We start from the raw sequence: 16,705 nt of genomic DNA, 5'->3' as shown, positions 1-16,705 counted from the left end.
GGCACCTCATCCGCCCCGGCCGGGCCGCGCGTCCGGCCGGGGCGGACCGGTGCCTGCCCGCGCCCGGGGGTGACGGGACTCTCGCCGCCCGCCGGGGCCCGGCCGCGGGCGGACCGCCATACTGGGGGCATGGCCTTGATCAACCCCAGCATCCTGTCCGCCGACTTCTCCCGCCTCGCCGAGGAGGCGCAGGCCGTCGAGGGCGCCGACTGGCTCCACGTCGACGTGATGGACAACCACTTCGTCCCCAACCTCACCCTCGGCGTCCCGGTCGTCGAATCGCTGAGCCGGGCCACGGACACCCCCCTCGACCTGCACCTGATGATCGAGGACCCGGACCGCTGGGCGCCGCAGTACGTGGAGGCCGGGGCCGGTTCGGTCACCTTCCACGCGGAGGCGGCCGGGGCGCCGGTGCGGCTGGCGCGGGAGATCCGGGCCAAGGGCGCGCGGGCGTCGATGGCGCTGAAGCCGGCCACCCCGATCGAGCCGTACGAGGACCTGCTGCCCGAGCTGGACATGGTCCTGATCATGACCGTCGAGCCCGGTTTCGGCGGCCAGGCGTTCCTGGACATCATGCTGCCCAAGATCCGCCGCACCCGTGAGCTGATCTCCCGGCACGGCCTGCAGATGTGGCTCCAGGTGGACGGCGGCGTCTCGGCGGAGACCATCGAGCGGTGCGCGGAGGCCGGCGCCGACGTGTTCGTGGCGGGCTCCGCGGTGTACGGTGCGGACGACCCGGCCAAGGCCGTCCGCGACCTGCGCGAGAAGGCCGAGGCGGCGACCGCCGCGAGCTGGGGCTGCGCCCACTGATCGAGCCGGCCCGGCCCGCGGAGGGCCCGCCGTCCGCCCGGCCGGCACCGCGGGTTGGTCCGGCCGCAACGGAGCGTTCATGCCCGCCGCACCGCTCCGGTCCCCGTACATCCCGGGTTTCTGAAAGGATGAGCAAAGACTCGATCAGATGCGCAAAAGGGGAGAAATTCGTGGTAGCCAGCCGCCCGCAGTCCGGAATGGGCCCCGCCGAGCTGGTGCAGGCCGCGGCCATGGCCCGCCGCTTCTATCTCGAGGGCAAGTCCAAGATCCAGATCGCGGAGGAGTTCGGCGTCAGCCGCTTCAAGGTCGCCCGCGTACTGGAGACCGCCCTGGAGCGTGATCTCGTACGGATCGAGATCCGGGTGCCCTCGGAGCTGGACGCCGAGCGCTCCGACGCGCTGCGCGCCCGCTACGGCCTGCGGCACGCGGTCGTCGTCGAATCGCCCGCCGACGCCTCGGAGGACGCCGCCGACCCGGAGAACCTCGGCGAGGTCGCCGCCGACCTGCTCGGCGAGCTGGTCACCGAGGGCGATGTGCTCGGCCTGGCCTGGGGCCGTTCGACGATCCACATGGCGGCGGCGCTGCACCACCTGCCGCCCTGCACGGTCGTCCAGCTCACCGGGGTCTACGACGCCGGCACCGCCGACCGCGGCTCGGTCGAGGCGGTCCGCCGCGCGGCCGACGTCTCCGGCGGCGAGGCGCACCCGATCTACGCGCCGATGCTGCTGCCCGACCCCGCGACCGCCGCCGCGCTGCGCGGCCAGACCGGTATCGCCCGCGCCTTCGAGTACTTCGACAAGGTCACCGTCGCCTGCGTCTCCATCGGCTCCTGGGAGCCGGGCGTCTCGACCGTCTACGACATGCTGTCCGAGGAGGAGCGGGAGCACTACGCCTCGCTGGGCGCGACCGCCGAGATGTCCGCGCACCTCTTCGACGCCGAGGGCCGGCGGATCGGCCGCGATCTGGGCGAGCGGTGCATCACCGTCGAGGCGGACCGGCTGCGCCGGATCCCCGAGGTGGTGGCGATCGCCGGCGGCCGGCGCAAGGCCGGCGCCATCGGCGCGGTGCTCCGCTCGGGCCTGGTGACGAGCCTGGTGACGGACACCGCCGCCGCCGACCACCTGCTGCTGGAGACCGGCCCCGGGCCCCGGCCGGCCCTGGACCGGGCCGACCCCGACGGGAAGTGAGCCCCCGGCGCGGCCACCGGCGCGCGGCCCGCGCGCGGCTGTGACAGCATCGGCGCATGCTGATCCACACCGCCCCGCGCCGGGCCGCCGCCGTGCTCGGCGCGCTGCTCGCCGCCCTCCTCCTCGTCCTCACCGGCTGTACCAACGGCGGTGCCGGCAAAGGGAGTTCGTCCGGTGCGCCGGGTCCGGCGGCGAGCGCCACGGCCGACGGCCGGGGCACCGCACCGCCCTGGGCGAAGGGCTATCCGCAGATCCCCGCGGCCCGGCTGCCCGCCGAGGCCCGGCACACCCTGGCGCTGATCGACGCCGGCGGCCCGTTCCCGTACCCGAAGGACGGCACCGTCTTCGGCAACTACGAGAAGCGGCTGCCGAAGGAGCCGCGCGGCTACTACCGCGAGTACACCGTCGACACCCCCGGCGCCCGCAACCGCGGCGCCCGCCGCCTGATCGCCGGCAAGCAGCACGAGATCTTCTACACCGGCGACCACTACACGACCTTCCAGGCGGTGCTGCGATGAGCGCCGAGGTACCCGCCGCGCTGGCCGCGGTGCTGGACGGGCGGACGCCGGGCGGGGTGCTGCCCTGGCCCGCCGGCCGCCCGGTGGCGGACGCGCTGGCCGCCGCCCGGGACGCGGGCTGGCACGCGGCCGCCCTCGACCTCACCGGCGCCGCCGACAAGGCCGCCTTCATGGACCGCTGCGCCGCCGCGCTGGAGCTGCCCGGCTACTTCGGTGGCAACTGGGACGCGCTGGCGGACTGCCTGACCGATCTGTCCTGGTGGCCGCCGGGGCGCGGCCGGCTGCTGGTCGTCACCGGCTGGCAGGAGTACGCGGCCGCCGCGCCGGAGGACTGGGGCGTGGTCGAGGAGGTGCTGGCGGACGCGGTGGCGTACTGGCGGGAGACCGCGACCCCGCTCGCGCTGATCATGGCCGGCGGACGCGGCCGGCAGGCGGTGTAGCCGACCCCCGGGGCGCGCCGTTCCGCGACGCTGCGGACGCACCGGGTGAGACGGCGTTCCGCTGGCCGGACACCGCTTTGGCGGATCGCACATGCGGCTCGCGGGCTCGTAGGACTATCGCATGAGTCCTGGTCAGGGCCCGTATCCTGGCGGTATGCGATTCCTCAATCCGAAGAACGGCGCCCTCGAAGAGAGTTCTTCGGTGCCCTACGACCTGACCTACGACGATGTGTTCATGGTGCCCGGCCGCTCGGCGGTGGGCTCCCGCCAGGGTGTGGACCTCGCCTCCCGCGACGGCTCCGGCACGACCATCCCGCTGGTGGTCGCCAACATGACGGCGATCGCCGGCCGCCGGATGGCCGAGACGGTCGCCCGCCGCGGTGGTCTGGTCGTCATCCCGCAGGACATCCCGATCGACGTCGTCACCGACGTCATCACCTGGGTCAAGCAGCGCCACCTGGTCCTGGACACGCCGATCGTGCTGTCCCCGGTCTCCACGGTGGCGGACGCGCTGTCGCTGCTGCCCAAGCGGGCGCACGGCGCGGGCATCGTCGTCGAGGGCGGGCGGCCGGTGGGCGTCGTCACCGAGCACGACCTGGCCGGGGTGGACCGCTTCACCCAGGTCGCCGAGGTCATGTCCAAGGACCTGCTGGTCCTGGACGCGGACATCGACCCCCGCGAGGCGTTCAACCGCCTCGACGCCGCCAACCGCAAGCTGGCCCCCGCGGTCGACGCGGACGGCATGCTGGTCGGCATCCTGACCCGCAAGGGCGCGCTGCGCGCCACCCTCTACACCCCCGCCACCGACGCCGACGGCAAGCTGCGGATCGCCGCCGCCGTGGGCATCAACGGCGATGTGGCCGGCAAGGCCAAGGCGCTGCTGGACGCCGGCGTGGACACCCTCGTGGTGGACACCGCGCACGGCCACCAGGAGTCGATGATCAGCGCGATCAAGGCGGTCCGGGCGCTGGACCCGCAGGTCCCGATCGCGGCCGGCAACATCGTCGCCGCCGCCGGTGTCCGCGACCTCATCGAGGCCGGCGCGGACATCATCAAGGTCGGTGTCGGCCCGGGCGCGATGTGCACCACCCGTATGATGACCGGCGTCGGCCGGCCGCAGTTCTCCGCGGTGCTGGAGTGCGCCGCCGAGGCGAAGAAGTACGGCAAGCACGTCTGGGCCGACGGCGGCGTCCGGCACCCGCGCGATGTGGCCATGGCGCTGGCCGCGGGCGCGTCCAACGTCATGATCGGCTCGTGGTTCGCCGGCACCCTGGAGTCGCCGGGCGACCTCCAGCACACCGCCGACGGCCGGCCGTACAAGGAGTCCTTCGGCATGGCCTCGGCCCGCGCGGTGCGCAACCGCACCAGCGAGGAGTCGGCCTACGACCGCGCCCGCAAGGCGCTGTTCGAGGAGGGCATCTCCACCTCCCGGATGTTCATCGACCAGTCCCGGCCCGGCGTCGAGGACCTGATCGACTCGATCATCGCGGGCGTCCGCAGCTCCTGCACCTACGCCGGCGCCGCCTCCCTGGAGGAGTTCGCCGAGAAGGCCGTGGTCGGCGTCCAGAGCGCCGCCGGCTACGCCGAGGGCAAGCCGCTGCACGCCAGCTGGAGCTGATCTCCCGCGCGCCCGCCGACGGCCCCGCCCGTCCCGGACCGGCCCCGCACCGACCTGGTGCGGGGCCGGTCTCGTTCTGTGGGACGGCGCATGATTGACTGCGTGGAGCGCAACGTTCCGCCGCCCTTCGCCGCCGTGCGCAACGATCCTTCGCGGTTGCGCAAGGATCCTGCATTACGGCAGGTCAGCGAGGGGCCGTAAGGTCTGCGCTGTACGTGGAGTGGCGGAGACCGCCTGCTCGGCGGTCCGCTGCTGTGGGTGTTTCGTCCTGCCTGCCCGGCCGCCGCGGTCCCAGTCACCGGAATGTGCCGGAATGTGTCAGTCTGACCCGGCAGCGACAAAGGAGCCCCCAGTGTTGGAGAACGGCGCCGTCCCGCCCCCAGGGGACAGCTATCCGCGGCCGCCGGCCGGCGGACTCGGCACCCGGCTGATGCGCCGCAAGCCGGTCGAGCGGCTGGTCGCCGAGGGCGGCCAGGGCGAGGGGGGAACGCTCCGCCGCTCGATGGGCGTCTGGCAGCTGACCATGATCAGCATCGGTGCCACGCTCGGCACCGGCATCTTCGTCGTCCTCGGCCAGGCCGTCCCGGACGCCGGCCCGGCGGTGGTGCTCTCCTTCGTCATCGCCGGTATCACCGCGCTGTTCTCCGCGCTCTCCTACGCCGAGCTGGCCGGCACCATCCCGGTCTCCGGCTCGTCCTACTCCTACGCCTACGCCACCCTCGGCGAGCTGATCGCCTGGATCTGCGGCTGGTGCCTGATCCTGGAGTACGGCGTCTCTGTCGCGGCGGTCGCGGTCGGCTGGGGCCAGTACCTCAACGAGTTCCTCGGCGGCACGCTGGGCTTCACCATCCCCGACGCGCTCTCCGCGCCGCCCGGCCAGGGCGGCTACTTCAACCTCCCCGCGCTGCTGGTCGTCCTGCTGGCGATGGTCTTCCTGCTGGGCGGCGCCAAGGAGAGCGCCCGGGCCAACACCATCATGGTGGCCGTCAAGATCGTCGCGCTGCTGCTCTTCTGCGGCGTCGCGATCCAGGGCGTGAAGTCCGGCAACTACGCCAACTTCGCGCCGATGGGCGTGGCGGGCGTCAGCGCCGCCGGCGCCACCCTGTTCTTCTCGTACATCGGCTTCGACGCCGCCTCCACGGCGGGCGAGGAGGCCCGCAACCCGCAGCGGGACCTGCCCCGCGCGATCATGCTCTCGCTGGTGATCGTCACCGCGCTGTACTGCCTGGTCGCGGCGATCGCGGTGGGTGCCATGCCGTGGCAGAAGTTCAAGGGCTCGGAGGCCGCGCTGGCCGGCATCCTCAAGGACGTCACCGGCCACGAGTACTGGTCGGTGCTGCTGGCCTTCGGCGCGGTCGTGGCCATCGCGAGCGTGGTGCTGACCGTGCTCTACGGCCAGACCCGGATCCTGTTCGCGATGTCCCGGGACGGGCTGATGCCCAAGGCGTTCGCCAAGGTTCACCCCAAGAGCGGCGTGCCGCGGGTGAACACCGTGATCGTCTCCCTCTTCTGCGGTGTGCTGGCCGCGGCGGTCCCGCTCGGTGAGCTGGCGGACGCCACCAGCATCGGCACGCTCTTCGCGTTCGCGCTGGTCAACGTGGCCGTGATCGTGCTGCGCAAGACCCGCCCGGACATGCCGCGGGCCTTCCGGACGCCGCTCGCGCCGCTCTTCCCGGCGATCGGCTTCCTGCTCTGCGTCTACATGATGGGCAGCCTCGGCCCGGTGACCTGGGTGGTCTTCGGGTGCTGGATGGCGGTCGGCCTTGTGATCTACTTCGGATACGGCATGCGCCGCTCCCGATTGGCCACCGCAGAGAAGTGACCCACCCGCAGTGCGACTGAACGATCTCGACGAACGCATCGTCCACGCCCTCGCCGAGGACGCCCGCCGCAGCTACGCGGACATCGGCCAGGAGGTCGGCCTGTCCGCGCCGGCGGTCAAGCGCCGGGTGGACCGGCTGCGGGCGGACGGCGCGATCACCGGATTCACCGTCCGGGTCGATCCGGCCGCCCTGGGCTGGGAGACCGAGGGGTTCATCGAGATCTTCTGCCGCCGCAACACCTCGCCCGAGGCGATCCACCGCGGCCTGTCGCGCTATCCGGAAGTCGCGTCCGCCTCCACCGTCACCGGGGAGGCGGACGCGCTGGTGCAGGTCTTCGCCTCCGACATGCGCCACTTCGAACGCGTCCTGGAGCGCATCGCCGGCGAGCCGTTCGTCGAACGGACCAGGTCCGTCCTGGTCCTCTCCCCGCTCCTGCGGCGCTACGGGTCGGGCGCGCCGGGCTAGAAGGCGCCGGCGCCGGCCGGGACACGCGGCGGGGTGCCCCGGGTCCAGACGATCCGCAGCGCGGTGGCGGCGATCCGCCAGCCCTCCGCGGTCCGCACCAGCTCGGTCTCGGCCAGGCCGCCGGAGACGAACACCTCCTCCGGCCCGTCCGCCAGGACATGGGTGCTCAGCTGGGCGGCGCGGGCGGTGGCCCGGTCCCCGTCCAGCGCGATGACGGGGCCGCCGCCCAGGTGCACGGTCCGGTCGAACAGGGCCATCCCGTCCCGGATCCGCGCCACCACCGCGTCCCGGCCGCGGACCGTGCCCAGCGGCAGCACGGCGGTGGCGTCCTCGGTGAAGAAGGCCCGGCCCCACGCCTCGTCGAAGACCCCCTCGTCCAGGGACCCCAGATAGCGGGCGAGCAGATCGCCGATCTCGGCGCGGTCGGTCAGCTCCCGGACCCGGCGCTCGATGTCGGTCGGGGCGGTGGCGGTGGTCGTGGCGGCCGGGGCCGCGGTCTCGTACGCGTTCATGGGGCCCAGCCTGCTTTCTCAAGTGGACTTGAGGTCAAGCGCGGCGGTCGCACCGCCGGCGCTCCGCCGGGTCCGCAGGCCGGCCACCACCAGCGCGCCGACCACCAGCACCACGCCCGCCGCGATCCGGTAGCCCAGCGACGCGGCGTCGGTGAACGCGGCCGCCCGCGCCACCCCGTGCCCGGTGCCCGCCGCGTAGCGGACCGACAGCACCGTCCCGACCACGGCGATCCCCAGCGCCGCGCCCAACTCCCGCGCCGCGCCCTGGAGTCCGGACCCGACCCCGGCCTGGTGCGGCGGGACGGACGCCACGATCGCGTGCGACAGCGTCGGCATCGCCAGGCCGGCGCCGACCGACATCAGCAGCAGATACGCCAGGTAGACGAGGTACGGCGTCCCGGCACCGGCGGTGGAGAGCAGCAGCAGTCCGGTGGAGATCAGCAGCAGCCCCGCACCGGCCGTCCGGGCCTCGCCGGTGCGCTGCGCCAGCCGCATCCCGTACCGCGTCACCGCCATCATCCCGAAGGCCAGCGGCACCACCGCGAAGCCCGTCCGCAGCGCCGAGTACCCCTTCACGTACTGGAGGAACTGCGCGTTCACGAAGAACAGCGCGAACATCCCGAAGAAGGTGACCGCGATCCCGGCGCTGCCCGCGCGCAGCCGCGGCAGCCGGAACAGCCGGGGGTCGAGCACCGGGTGCGCACTGCGCAGCCCGTGCCGGACGAAGACCGCGCCGAGCGCCAGCGCCAGCGCGAACGCCCCGATGACCGGCGCCGAGGACCAGCCCAGGCCCGGCCCCTCGATGATCCCGAACAGCAGCGCCAGCGAGGCCAGCACGAGCAGCGCCGACCCGGCGGCGTCCAGCGCGGCGGTCTGCCGCGGCACCCGGGGCGCGGACCGGGCCACCCAGGCCAGCAGCCCCAGCGCCAGCGGCACGTACCCCCAGAACAGGCCCTGCCAGGGCAGGTACTGCAGGATCAGCGCCCCGCCGGCGTTCCCGGCCATCCCGCCGACGCCGAGCGCGGTGCTCCACGCGGCGACCGCGGCGGCCCGGCGCCCGGGCGGCGCCGCGTACAGCAGGACCGACATGGTGGCCGGGACGAGCAGCGCGGCGCCGGCGCCGGAGAGCGCACGGCCGGCCAGCAGTACCGGGAGGTTCGGCGCCACCGCGCTGAGCAGGGCGCCGGCGCCGAAGACGGCGAGCCCGGCGAGCAGCGTGCCCTTGCGGCCGTAGCGGTCGCCGAGCGCGCCCGCCGGGATCAGCAGCCCGGCGAAGACCAGGACGTAGGAGTCCACGATCCACAGCAGCTGGGCGGGGGAGGGGTGCAGACCGCTCGCGGCGATCTTCGGTATGGCGAGGTTCATCGCGGCCACCAGGGACTGGGCGACCAGCACGCAGGCGCACATCGCGGCGGTGGTGGAGCGCCGGCCGGCGGCGCGGGGGAGCGGGCGGCCGACGGTCGTCGTCGGCGGAGCTGACGTGGTCATGGCCGGGACGCTAGAGTCCCGTTCAGTTGATCTCAAATGCAAGGTGTGCACTGCATGATTGCGCGAAACGCAAACATCGACCTCAACCTCCTCACCGCGCTCGACGCCCTGCTCGAAGAGGAGAGCGTGACCGCGGCCGCCGACCGGCTCGGGCTCTCCGGCCCCGCCATGAGCCGGGCGCTGGGCCGGATCCGGCGCACCATCGGCGACCCGGTACTGGTGCGGGCCGGCCGCCATATGGTCCCCACCCCTCGCGCCCTGGAGATCCGGGCCGAGGTCCGGCGGCTGGTCGAGGCCGCGCACGGGGTCCTGACCCCGGCCGCGCCCGCCGACCCGGCCCGGCTGACCAGGGTCTTCGCGCTGAGCGCCGGCGATCTCTTCGTCACCGCCCTGGCGCCGGCGCTGCTGGCCCGGGTCGCCCGCCAGGCGCCGGGCGTCGTGCTGCGCTTCCTCGGCGAGAGCCATGTCGACCTGCCGCTGCTGCGGGACGGCGCGGCCGATCTGGAACTGGGCGTCATCGGCAGCACCCAGCCGGAGATCCGTACCGAGCGGCTCTTCGACGACCGCCCGGTCGCGGTCGTCCGGGAGGGGCATCCGCTGGCCTCGGGCACCCTCACCGTGCGCCGGTACGCCGCCGCGCCGCACGTCGGCTTCTCCCGGCGCGGCCGGCTGACCGGGCCGATCGACGCCGCGCTCGCCGAACGGGGCCTGCGCCGCCGGGTGATCGCGACGGTGCCGACGCTCGCCGCCGAGCTGGCGATGGTCCGGGACAGCGACGCGGTCGGCATGGCCCCCGAGCGCACGGCCGCGCCGCTCATCCGCGCCCTGGGCCTGCGCACCCTGCCGATCCCGCTCGACCTGCCGGAGATGCCGATGGCGATGGCCTGGCACCCCCGGCAGGAGGCCGACCCGGGCCATGTCTGGCTGCGCGAGGTGGTCCGCGAGACGGTAGCCGCCGCGGTGGCCTGAACACCCGCGGCAGTGGCGCACATCACTCCGCGGCGCCCTCCCGCAGTGGCCCGGGTCACTCCGGCACCCCCGGCCCGACCGGCACGGATGGCCCGCGCAACGATTCGCCGCCAAGGCCCTTGAACGCGCAACGAATCGTCCCTCGGCACGCAACGGAGGCGCCTTGTCCGGAATCGCCCGCGAACCGTACCGTCATTGCGTTCCACCCGTCACCGCCACCGCCCGAGGGGTCCCATGCCGCCGCTGCACACCGCCCTGCTCCAGAGTTCGGGACGGCCCGGCGACGTCGCGCACAATCTGGACCTGCTCGCCGCGGCGGCCCGCGACGCGGCCGCCACCGGCGCCCGGCTGCTGGTCTGCCCCGAGCTGTTCCTCACCGGCTACGCCATCGGCGCCGATGTGCACCGCCTCGCCGAGCCCGCCGACGGCCCCAGCGCCCGCGCCATCGCCGAGATCGCCACCGCACACGGCCTGGCGATCCTCTACGGCTACCCCGAGCGCGCCCCCGAGCGGCACGGCACGGTGTACAACTCCGCCCAGCTCATCGGCCCCGACGGCATCGCGCTGGCGAACTACCGCAAGACCCACCTCTTCGGCTGCTTCGAGCGCGAGTGGTTCACCCCGGGCGACCAGCCGGTCGTCCAGGCCGAGCTGGACGGGATCCGCATCGGCCTGCTGATCTGCTACGACGTGGAGTTCCCGGAGAACGTCCGGGCGCACGCGCTGGCCGGCACCGACCTGCTGCTGGTCCCCACCGCGCAGATGCACCCGTTCCAGATCGTGCCGGAGCAGGTGATCCCGGTCCGCGCCTTCGAGAACCAGATGTACGTCGCGTACGTCAACAGGGTCGGCGCGGAAGGCGAGTTCGAGTTCGTCGGGCTCAGCTGCCTGGCCGGCCCGGACGGGGTGGTCCGCGCCCGCGCCGGACGCGCCGAGCAGCTGGTGCAGGCCGCCGTCGACCCGGCCTTCCTCGCCGAGGCGCGGGAGAACAACCCCTACCTCCGCGACCGGCGGCCCGAGCTCTACGCCGGCCTGACGTGACCTGACGACCTGACCTGACCTGACCTGACCCGGCGCGACGGGCGCCGCAGCCCGGCGGGCCCCCGCACGCCCGCCCCCGCCCGTTACGCCCCGATAAGCCCCACCCGCACCCCCTGCCCGCAAGGAGTCCGCCCCGATGACGTCCACGGTGCCCACCGCCGCCCAGCACACCGACGCGCAGCCGCCGATCACCATGTTCGGCCCGGACTTCCCCTACGCGTACGACGACTACCTGGCGCACCCCGCGGGCCTCGGCCAGATACCGGCGACCGAGCACGGCACCGAGGTCGCCATCGTCGGCGGCGGCCTCTCCGGCATCGTCACCGCCTACGAGCTGATGAAGATGGGCCTCAAGCCCGTCGTCTACGAGGCGGACCAGATCGGCGGCCGGCTGCGCACCGTCGGCTTCGACGGCTGCGACGAGTCGCTCAACTGCGAGCTGGGCGCGATGCGCTTCCCGCCGTCCTCCACCGCCCTCCAGCACTACATCGACCTGGTGGGCCTTGAGACCAGGCCGTTCCCCAACCCGCTGGCCGAGTCCACCCCCTCGACCGTCGTGGACCTCAAGGGCGAGTCGCACTACGCCGAGACCATCGCCGACCTGCCCCAGGTCTACCGGGACGTCGCCGAGGCGTGGAACAAGTGCCTCGACGAGGGCGCCGACTTCTCCGACATGAACCAGGCGATGCGCGAGCGCGATGTGCCGCGCATCCGCGAGATCTGGGCCAAGCTCGTCGAGAAGCTCGACAACCAGACCTTCTACGGCTTCCTCTGCGACTCCGAGGCGTTCAAGTCCTTCCGGCACCGCGAGATCTTCGGCCAGGTCGGCTTCGGCACCGGCGGCTGGGACACCGACTTCCCCAACTCCATCCTGGAGATCCTCCGGGTCGTCTACACCGAGGCCGACGACCACCACCGCGGCATCGTCGGCGGCTCCCAGCAGCTCCCGCTGCGCCTGTGGGAGCGCGAGCCGGAGAAGATCGTGCACTGGGCCCAGGGCACCTCGCTGTCGTCGCTGCACGGCGGCGCGCCCCGCCCGGCCGTGACCCGGCTGCACCGCACCGCCGGCAACCGCATCACCGTCACCGACGCCTCCGGCGACATCCGCTCGTACCAGGCGGTCGTCTTCACCGCCCAGTCCTGGATGCTGCTGTCGAAGATCGCCTGCGACGACGAGCTGTTCCCGATCGACCACTGGACGGCGATCGAGCGCACCCACTACATGGAGAGCTCCAAGCTCTTCGTCCCCGTGGACCGGCCCTTCTGGCTGGACAAGGACGAGGAGACCGGCCGGGACGTCATGTCGATGACGCTCACCGACCGGATGACGCGCGGTACCTACCTCCTGGACAACGGCCCGGACCAGCCGGCCGTCATCTGCCTCTCCTACACCTGGTGCGACGACAGCCTGAAGTGGCTGCCGCTGTCGGCGAACGAGCGCATGGAGGTCATGCTCAAGTCGCTCGGCGAGATCTACCCGAAGGTCGACATCCGGAAGCACATCATCGGCAACCCGGTGACCGTGTCCTGGGAGAACGAGCCCTACTTCATGGGCGCGTTCAAGGCCAACCTGCCCGGCCACTACCGCTACCAGCGGCGCCTGTTCACCCACTTCATGCAGGACCTGCTCCCCGAGGACAAGCGCGGCATCTTCCTCGCCGGGGACGACATCTCCTGGACGGCGGGCTGGGCCGAGGGCGCCATCCAGACCGCGCTGAACGCGGTGTGGGGCGTGATGCACCACTTCGGCGGCGGCACCGACGCGGCCAACCCCGGCCCCGGCGACGTCTACGAGGAGATCGCCCCCGTGGAGCTCCCCGAGGACTGATCCCGGCCCCGGGCCACGGCCCGGGGACGCCCTACAGCCCGGCCGACCGGATCCGCCCGTACAGCTCGGCGGCCCGGTCGGCCAGCTCCTTGCCGTCCCGGCAGTGCGTCTGCAGATCCAGCAGCACCTCCCGGGCACCGGCCTGGGCCGCCCCGGCCAGATCCGCCAGCACCTGCTCGCAGCTGCCGGAGTACGGGTGGCGCCCGGCCTCCGGCAGCGGCGCTTCGGTCAGCTCGATCGCGGCCCGCAGCGAGACATCGAGGTCCCCGGCGGCCCGCCCGTGCCGCTCCGCCGCCTCGGTCAACTTCCCCAGTGTGGAAGCCAGTTGGGGCCCCGTGAGATGCGCCGGCAGCCAGCCGTCGGCGCGCCGGGCCACCCGGTCCAGCGCCCGCTCGCCGGCCGCCGCCAGATACACCGGGATCGGCCGGGCCGGCTTGGGGCCCACCGCGGCCGGCGCGATCTCGGTCCACCGGCCCCGGTACGCCACCGGGTCGGGCCCCCACACCGCCGCGCAGACGTCCAGCACCTCGTCCAGCTGCGCGCCGCGGTCGGCGTACGCGGTGACCCCGGCGGCCCGGTACTCGTCCCGCGACCAGCCGGTGCCCAGTCCGGCCACCACCCGCCCGCCGGCCGCCGCGTCCAGCGTCGCCAGCGTCCGGGCCAGCGGGAACGGCGCGTGCAGCCCGGAGACCAGCACACTGCTGCCCAGCCGGACCCGGTCGGTGACCGCGGCGGCCAGCGCGAGGACGACCAGCGGGTCGGCGCAGTGGCGGTAGAAGTCGGGCCAGGGCACGCCCGGCATGCGGTAGAGGCCCTCCAGGGGCTCGCGCGGGAACACCGTCCGCTCGAAGACCCACACACTGTCGAACCCGGTCTCCTCCGCGGCGCGTGCGACATACGCCACATCGCGCGCGGGGTCGTACTGCGGCATCTGGGGCAGTCCCAGACCCAGTCGTAGCGTCATGACCTGGACTTTAGGATCGCGCCGGGCGGGTCTGGGGGAACGCGGCCCGGGTGGTGCCGCGGACCCCTCGTACGGGTTGCGGGCAGCTCGTGGATGGCGGGATGGCCGACCGGGCGTGTTAGGGTGGCGGAGTTGCAGTTGTGGTACCCATGAACCTATGTGCGCCTGACGGGAATGTTTCTGTTCGGGCGCATTATTTGTTTTTCCGGCATCTCCGGATGGGGCCTCTGCCTATCAGAAGGAGATTGACATGGCACAGGGAACCGTGAAGTGGTTCAACGCCGAAAAGGGTTTCGGCTTCATCCAGCAGGACGGCGGCGGCCCGGACGTCTTCGCCCACTACTCGAACATCCAGGCCCAGGGCTTCCGTGAGCTGCAGGAGGGCCAGCAGGTCTCCTTCGACGTCACGCAGGGCCCGAAGGGTCCCCAGGCGGAGAACATCGTCCTCGTCTGATCGCCGGATGCTTCACCCGCTCACCGGGGTTCGCACTGCCATGGTGCGGACCCCGGTTTGCGCTGTGCCAGGAAGGCAGACCACTGTATGACCCGAAGGCCCCAGAAATCGAGCCGGCGCCCCGCGTCGCCCGCGCCGTCCACCTCGTCGCCGAGGGAATTCCGGCTGCCCGAGAGCACCACGCCCGCCCTGCCCGCCGTCGAGGACTTCGCCGATATGGCGCTGCCCGCCGGGCTGCTGTCCACCCTCGCCGCCCAGGGCGTGACCACCCCCTTCCCGATCCAGGCCGCCACGCTGCCCAACTCGCTGGCCGGCCGGGACCTGCTCGGCCGGGGCCGCACCGGCTCCGGCAAGACCCTGGCGTTCGGCCTGGCGCTGCTGGCCCGTACGGCCGGGCAGCGGGCCGAGTCCAAGGCGCCGCTCGCGCTCGTCCTGGTGCCCACCCGTGAGCTCGCCCAGCAGGTGACGGACGCGCTCACCCCCTACGCGACGGCCGTGAACCTCCGGCTGACGACCGTGGTCGGCGGGCTGTCCCTGAGCCGCCAGGCCGGTGCGCTGCGGCGCGGCGCCGAGGTCGTCGTGGCGACGCCCGGCCGCCTCAACGACCTCGTGGACCGCGGCGACTGCCGGCTCGACGAGGTCTCGATCACCGTCCTGGACGAAGCGGACCAGATGGCCGATATGGGCTTTCTGCCGCAGATCACCAAGCTGGTCCAGCGGGTCCGCCCGGACGGGCAGCGGATGCTCTTCTCGGCCACCCTGGACGCCACCATCGACCGCCTGGTGCAGCGCTTCCTGACCGACCCCGTGGTGCACTCCGTGGACCCGGCGGCGGGCGCGGTGTCCACGATGGAGCACCACGTCTTCCACGTCATGGACGAGACCGACAAGAAGGCCGTCACCACCCGCATCGCGGCCCGTGACGGCCGGGTCATCCTCTTCCTCGACACCAAGCGCTCCGCCGACCGGCTCGCCAAGCGGCTGCTCGCGGTCGGCGTCCGGGCGGCGGCCCTGCACGGCGGCCGCTCCCAGCCGCAGCGCAACCGCACCCTGGAGCAGTTCCGGAACGGCCACGTCACCGCGCTGGTCGCCACCAACGTCGCGGCCCGGGGCATCCACGTCGACGACCTCGATCTGGTCGTCAACGTCGACCCGCCCACCGACCACAAGGACTACCTCCACCGGGGCGGCCGCACGGCCCGCGCCGGCGGCTCCGGCAGCGTGGTCACCCTGGTCCTGCCCGACCAGAAGCGGGAGGTCACCCGGCTCATGTCGCACGCCGGCATCCGGCCCCGTACGGCCCGGGTGACCTCGAACGACGTGGAACTGGCCACCCTCACCGGCGCGCGCGAGCCGTCCGGTGTGGCCGTCACCATCGAGGTCCCGCAGCCGGCGGCGCAGGCGGCGTCCCGGCCGGGCCGGGCGAACGGCGCGGAGCCGGGCGGGCGGACCGGCGGCCGGCCCGCGCGGCGGCGCCGGAAGCCCGGCGGCGCCACGGCGGCCACCGCCGCGACCGGCGGGTCCGAGCGGCGCGGCGCGGAGCGCCGGGGTACCGGCCGGAGCGGCGCGGCCGGGGCCGCGGCGGCCGGTGGCGCGTCCGGGTCCGGCGCCCGCGGCGGAGCCCGCCGTACGGGAGGCGGGCGGCCCGCGACCGGTGCCGCGGGCACCGGCGGCGCCGGAAGCCGTGGTTCCGCCCGGCGCGGCGGGCGGCGCAACCCGGCGTCCTGACACGCGGCGGGGGCGTGACCCGGGCCGACCGCCCGGTCCCTGCCCCCGCCTGAAACGGGCCCGCCCGACGGGCCCCTGACGGCCCGTCCGCGACTCTTCCGACGGCCCGTCCACGGCCCTGCCGGCAGTCCGCTGACGACTGCCCGCCGGGCCGTTCTGCGTTGTTACGCCCCTCTGCTTTGTTACGCCCCCTCTGCTTGTTACGCCCCGGCCGGCGCCGGGTGCCCCAGCGGGGTCAGCAGGCAGCGGCCGATCAGGCCCACGCTCGCGTCCAGCCGGGCGGCGAACTCCTCGGCCACCTCCGGCAGTCCGCGCACGCCCCACATCATCCGGGCCGCGGCCCAGGCGCCGTCGCGCGCCATCTCCAGGCTCCACGAGCCGATCAGATGGGTGAGCGGATCGGCGATGTCCAACAGGTCGGGGCCGGGCATCAGGGTCTCCCGGATGCTCTCCTCCAGACCGGTCAGGACCGTTCCGACGCGGTCGAAGTCGCCCTCCAGCGCGGGCGGTTCGCACTCCAGCGCCCGGCAGGTGTCCACCACGGCCAGCGCGAGGTCATGGCCGATGTGCGCGTTGATCCCGGCCAGGGCGAACTGGAGCGGGCGGATCCGCGGATGCCGGCGCAGCTGGAACAGCGGCCGCCAGCAGGCCGGCGGCCGGAGCCCGGCGGCGTCGGCGTCCAGCGCGGTGAAGTACCGGCGGGCGAACCGCACGTCCAGTTCACCGGTGGCCGCCGGATCCTCGAAGGCGCCGCCGCCCACCCGTGCGGCCACGGCCTCGGTGACGGCCAGGTAGACGCGGTTGAAGACCGCCACCCCGTCGTCGGCGGGCAGCGCCCGGTCCAGGGCCCGCATCCGCGC

The 16,705-nt window shown here is 73.6% G+C and carries 16 protein-coding genes; 12 read left to right on the top strand and 4 right to left on the bottom strand.

Going from position 1 to position 16,705, the window contains the following annotated elements:
- Positions 1 to 129 precede the first annotated feature (129 nt).
- The 7 genes from rpe to ADL22_RS27865 all read left to right on the top strand — a co-directional run bounded on the left by rpe (position 130) and on the right by ADL22_RS27865 (position 6,861).
- Positions 130 to 810, top strand: coding sequence for a ribulose-phosphate 3-epimerase (gene rpe / locus ADL22_RS27895; RefSeq protein WP_066985679.1), 681 nt, complete (start codon positions 130 to 132; stop codon positions 808 to 810).
- A 197-nt stretch (positions 811 to 1,007) separates the two neighbouring features.
- Positions 1,008 to 1,997: a sugar-binding transcriptional regulator gene (locus ADL22_RS27890; protein ID WP_066985676.1), complete on the top strand. Its 990-nt coding sequence runs from the start codon at positions 1,008 to 1,010 to the stop codon at positions 1,995 to 1,997.
- A 56-nt stretch (positions 1,998 to 2,053) separates the two neighbouring features.
- On the top strand, positions 2,054 to 2,515 hold the full coding sequence (locus ADL22_RS27885) for a ribonuclease domain-containing protein (protein WP_066985672.1): 462 nt from the start codon (positions 2,054 to 2,056) through the stop codon (positions 2,513 to 2,515).
- The gene (locus ADL22_RS27880) at positions 2,512 to 2,955 is read left to right on the top strand and encodes a barstar family protein (RefSeq protein WP_066985669.1); all 444 of its coding nucleotides are present in this window, start codon (positions 2,512 to 2,514) and stop codon (positions 2,953 to 2,955) included. The genes ADL22_RS27885 and ADL22_RS27880 overlap by 4 nt, the downstream gene beginning before the upstream one ends.
- 154 nt (positions 2,956 to 3,109) lie before the next feature.
- Entirely contained in the window at positions 3,110 to 4,573 is a 1,464-nt protein-coding gene (locus ADL22_RS27875; RefSeq protein ID WP_066985666.1) for a GuaB1 family IMP dehydrogenase-related protein, read from the top strand.
- Between the two features lie 352 nt (positions 4,574 to 4,925).
- Positions 4,926 to 6,395: an amino acid permease gene (locus tag ADL22_RS27870; protein ID WP_066985663.1), complete on the top strand. Its 1,470-nt coding sequence runs from the start codon at positions 4,926 to 4,928 to the stop codon at positions 6,393 to 6,395.
- Positions 6,396 to 6,405: 10 nt separating this feature from the next.
- Positions 6,406 to 6,861, top strand: coding sequence for an Lrp/AsnC family transcriptional regulator (locus tag ADL22_RS27865; protein ID WP_066985659.1), 456 nt, complete (start codon positions 6,406 to 6,408; stop codon positions 6,859 to 6,861).
- On the opposite strand, the gene ADL22_RS27860 is transcribed toward ADL22_RS27865, so the two are convergent.
- Together ADL22_RS27860 and ADL22_RS27855 are read right to left on the bottom strand one after the other, a co-directional pair.
- On the bottom strand, positions 6,858 to 7,373 hold the full coding sequence (locus tag ADL22_RS27860) for a nuclear transport factor 2 family protein (RefSeq protein WP_079064498.1): 516 nt from the start codon (positions 7,371 to 7,373) through the stop codon (positions 6,858 to 6,860). The genes ADL22_RS27865 and ADL22_RS27860 overlap by 4 nt on opposite strands.
- Positions 7,374 to 7,391: 18 nt before the next feature.
- Positions 7,392 to 8,861 (bottom strand): MFS transporter, encoded by a 1,470-nt coding sequence (locus ADL22_RS27855; RefSeq protein ID WP_079064497.1) that lies wholly within the window; start codon positions 8,859 to 8,861, stop codon positions 7,392 to 7,394.
- A 54-nt stretch (positions 8,862 to 8,915) separates the two neighbouring features.
- On the opposite strand from ADL22_RS27855, the gene ADL22_RS27850 reads away from it, so the two are divergent.
- The 3 genes from ADL22_RS27850 to ADL22_RS27840 all read left to right on the top strand — a co-directional run bounded on the left by ADL22_RS27850 (position 8,916) and on the right by ADL22_RS27840 (position 12,699).
- Positions 8,916 to 9,830, top strand: coding sequence for a LysR family transcriptional regulator (locus ADL22_RS27850; protein WP_066985655.1), 915 nt, complete (start codon positions 8,916 to 8,918; stop codon positions 9,828 to 9,830).
- A 234-nt stretch (positions 9,831 to 10,064) separates the two neighbouring features.
- Complete coding sequence (locus tag ADL22_RS27845; RefSeq protein WP_066985653.1) at positions 10,065 to 10,871, top strand: carbon-nitrogen hydrolase family protein; 807 nt, start codon at positions 10,065 to 10,067, stop codon at positions 10,869 to 10,871.
- A 136-nt stretch (positions 10,872 to 11,007) separates the two neighbouring features.
- Positions 11,008 to 12,699: a flavin monoamine oxidase family protein gene (locus ADL22_RS27840; protein ID WP_066985650.1), complete on the top strand. Its 1,692-nt coding sequence runs from the start codon at positions 11,008 to 11,010 to the stop codon at positions 12,697 to 12,699.
- A 31-nt stretch (positions 12,700 to 12,730) separates the two neighbouring features.
- On the opposite strand, the gene ADL22_RS27835 is transcribed toward ADL22_RS27840, so the two are convergent.
- Positions 12,731 to 13,663, bottom strand: coding sequence for a TIGR03619 family F420-dependent LLM class oxidoreductase (locus ADL22_RS27835; RefSeq protein ID WP_066985647.1), 933 nt, complete (start codon positions 13,661 to 13,663; stop codon positions 12,731 to 12,733).
- Positions 13,664 to 13,913: 250 nt separating this feature from the next.
- On the opposite strand from ADL22_RS27835, the gene ADL22_RS27830 reads away from it, so the two are divergent.
- Positions 13,914 to 14,117 carry a cold-shock protein gene (locus tag ADL22_RS27830; RefSeq protein WP_066985644.1) on the top strand — a complete coding sequence of 68 codons (204 nt, stop codon included), beginning with the start codon at positions 13,914 to 13,916 and terminating at the stop codon, positions 14,115 to 14,117.
- 87 nt (positions 14,118 to 14,204) lie between these two features.
- Positions 14,205 to 15,845: a DEAD/DEAH box helicase gene (locus tag ADL22_RS27825; protein WP_066985642.1), complete on the top strand. Its 1,641-nt coding sequence runs from the start codon at positions 14,205 to 14,207 to the stop codon at positions 15,843 to 15,845.
- A gap of 200 nt (positions 15,846 to 16,045) precedes the next feature.
- Here ADL22_RS27825 and ADL22_RS27820 read toward each other — a convergent pair whose 3' ends face one another.
- A complete protein-coding gene (locus ADL22_RS27820) occupies positions 16,046 to 16,699 on the bottom strand; it encodes a DUF5995 family protein (RefSeq protein ID WP_199836395.1) in 654 nt (217 codons plus the stop codon).
- Positions 16,700 to 16,705 lie beyond the last annotated feature (6 nt).

The organism is Streptomyces sp. NRRL F-4489, assembly GCF_001509485.1.
GTDB lineage: Bacteria > Actinomycetota > Actinomycetes > Streptomycetales > Streptomycetaceae > Streptomyces.
Note: the sequence above shows the minus strand (reverse complement) of the source record. Positions and strands in the feature narration are given on the sequence as shown.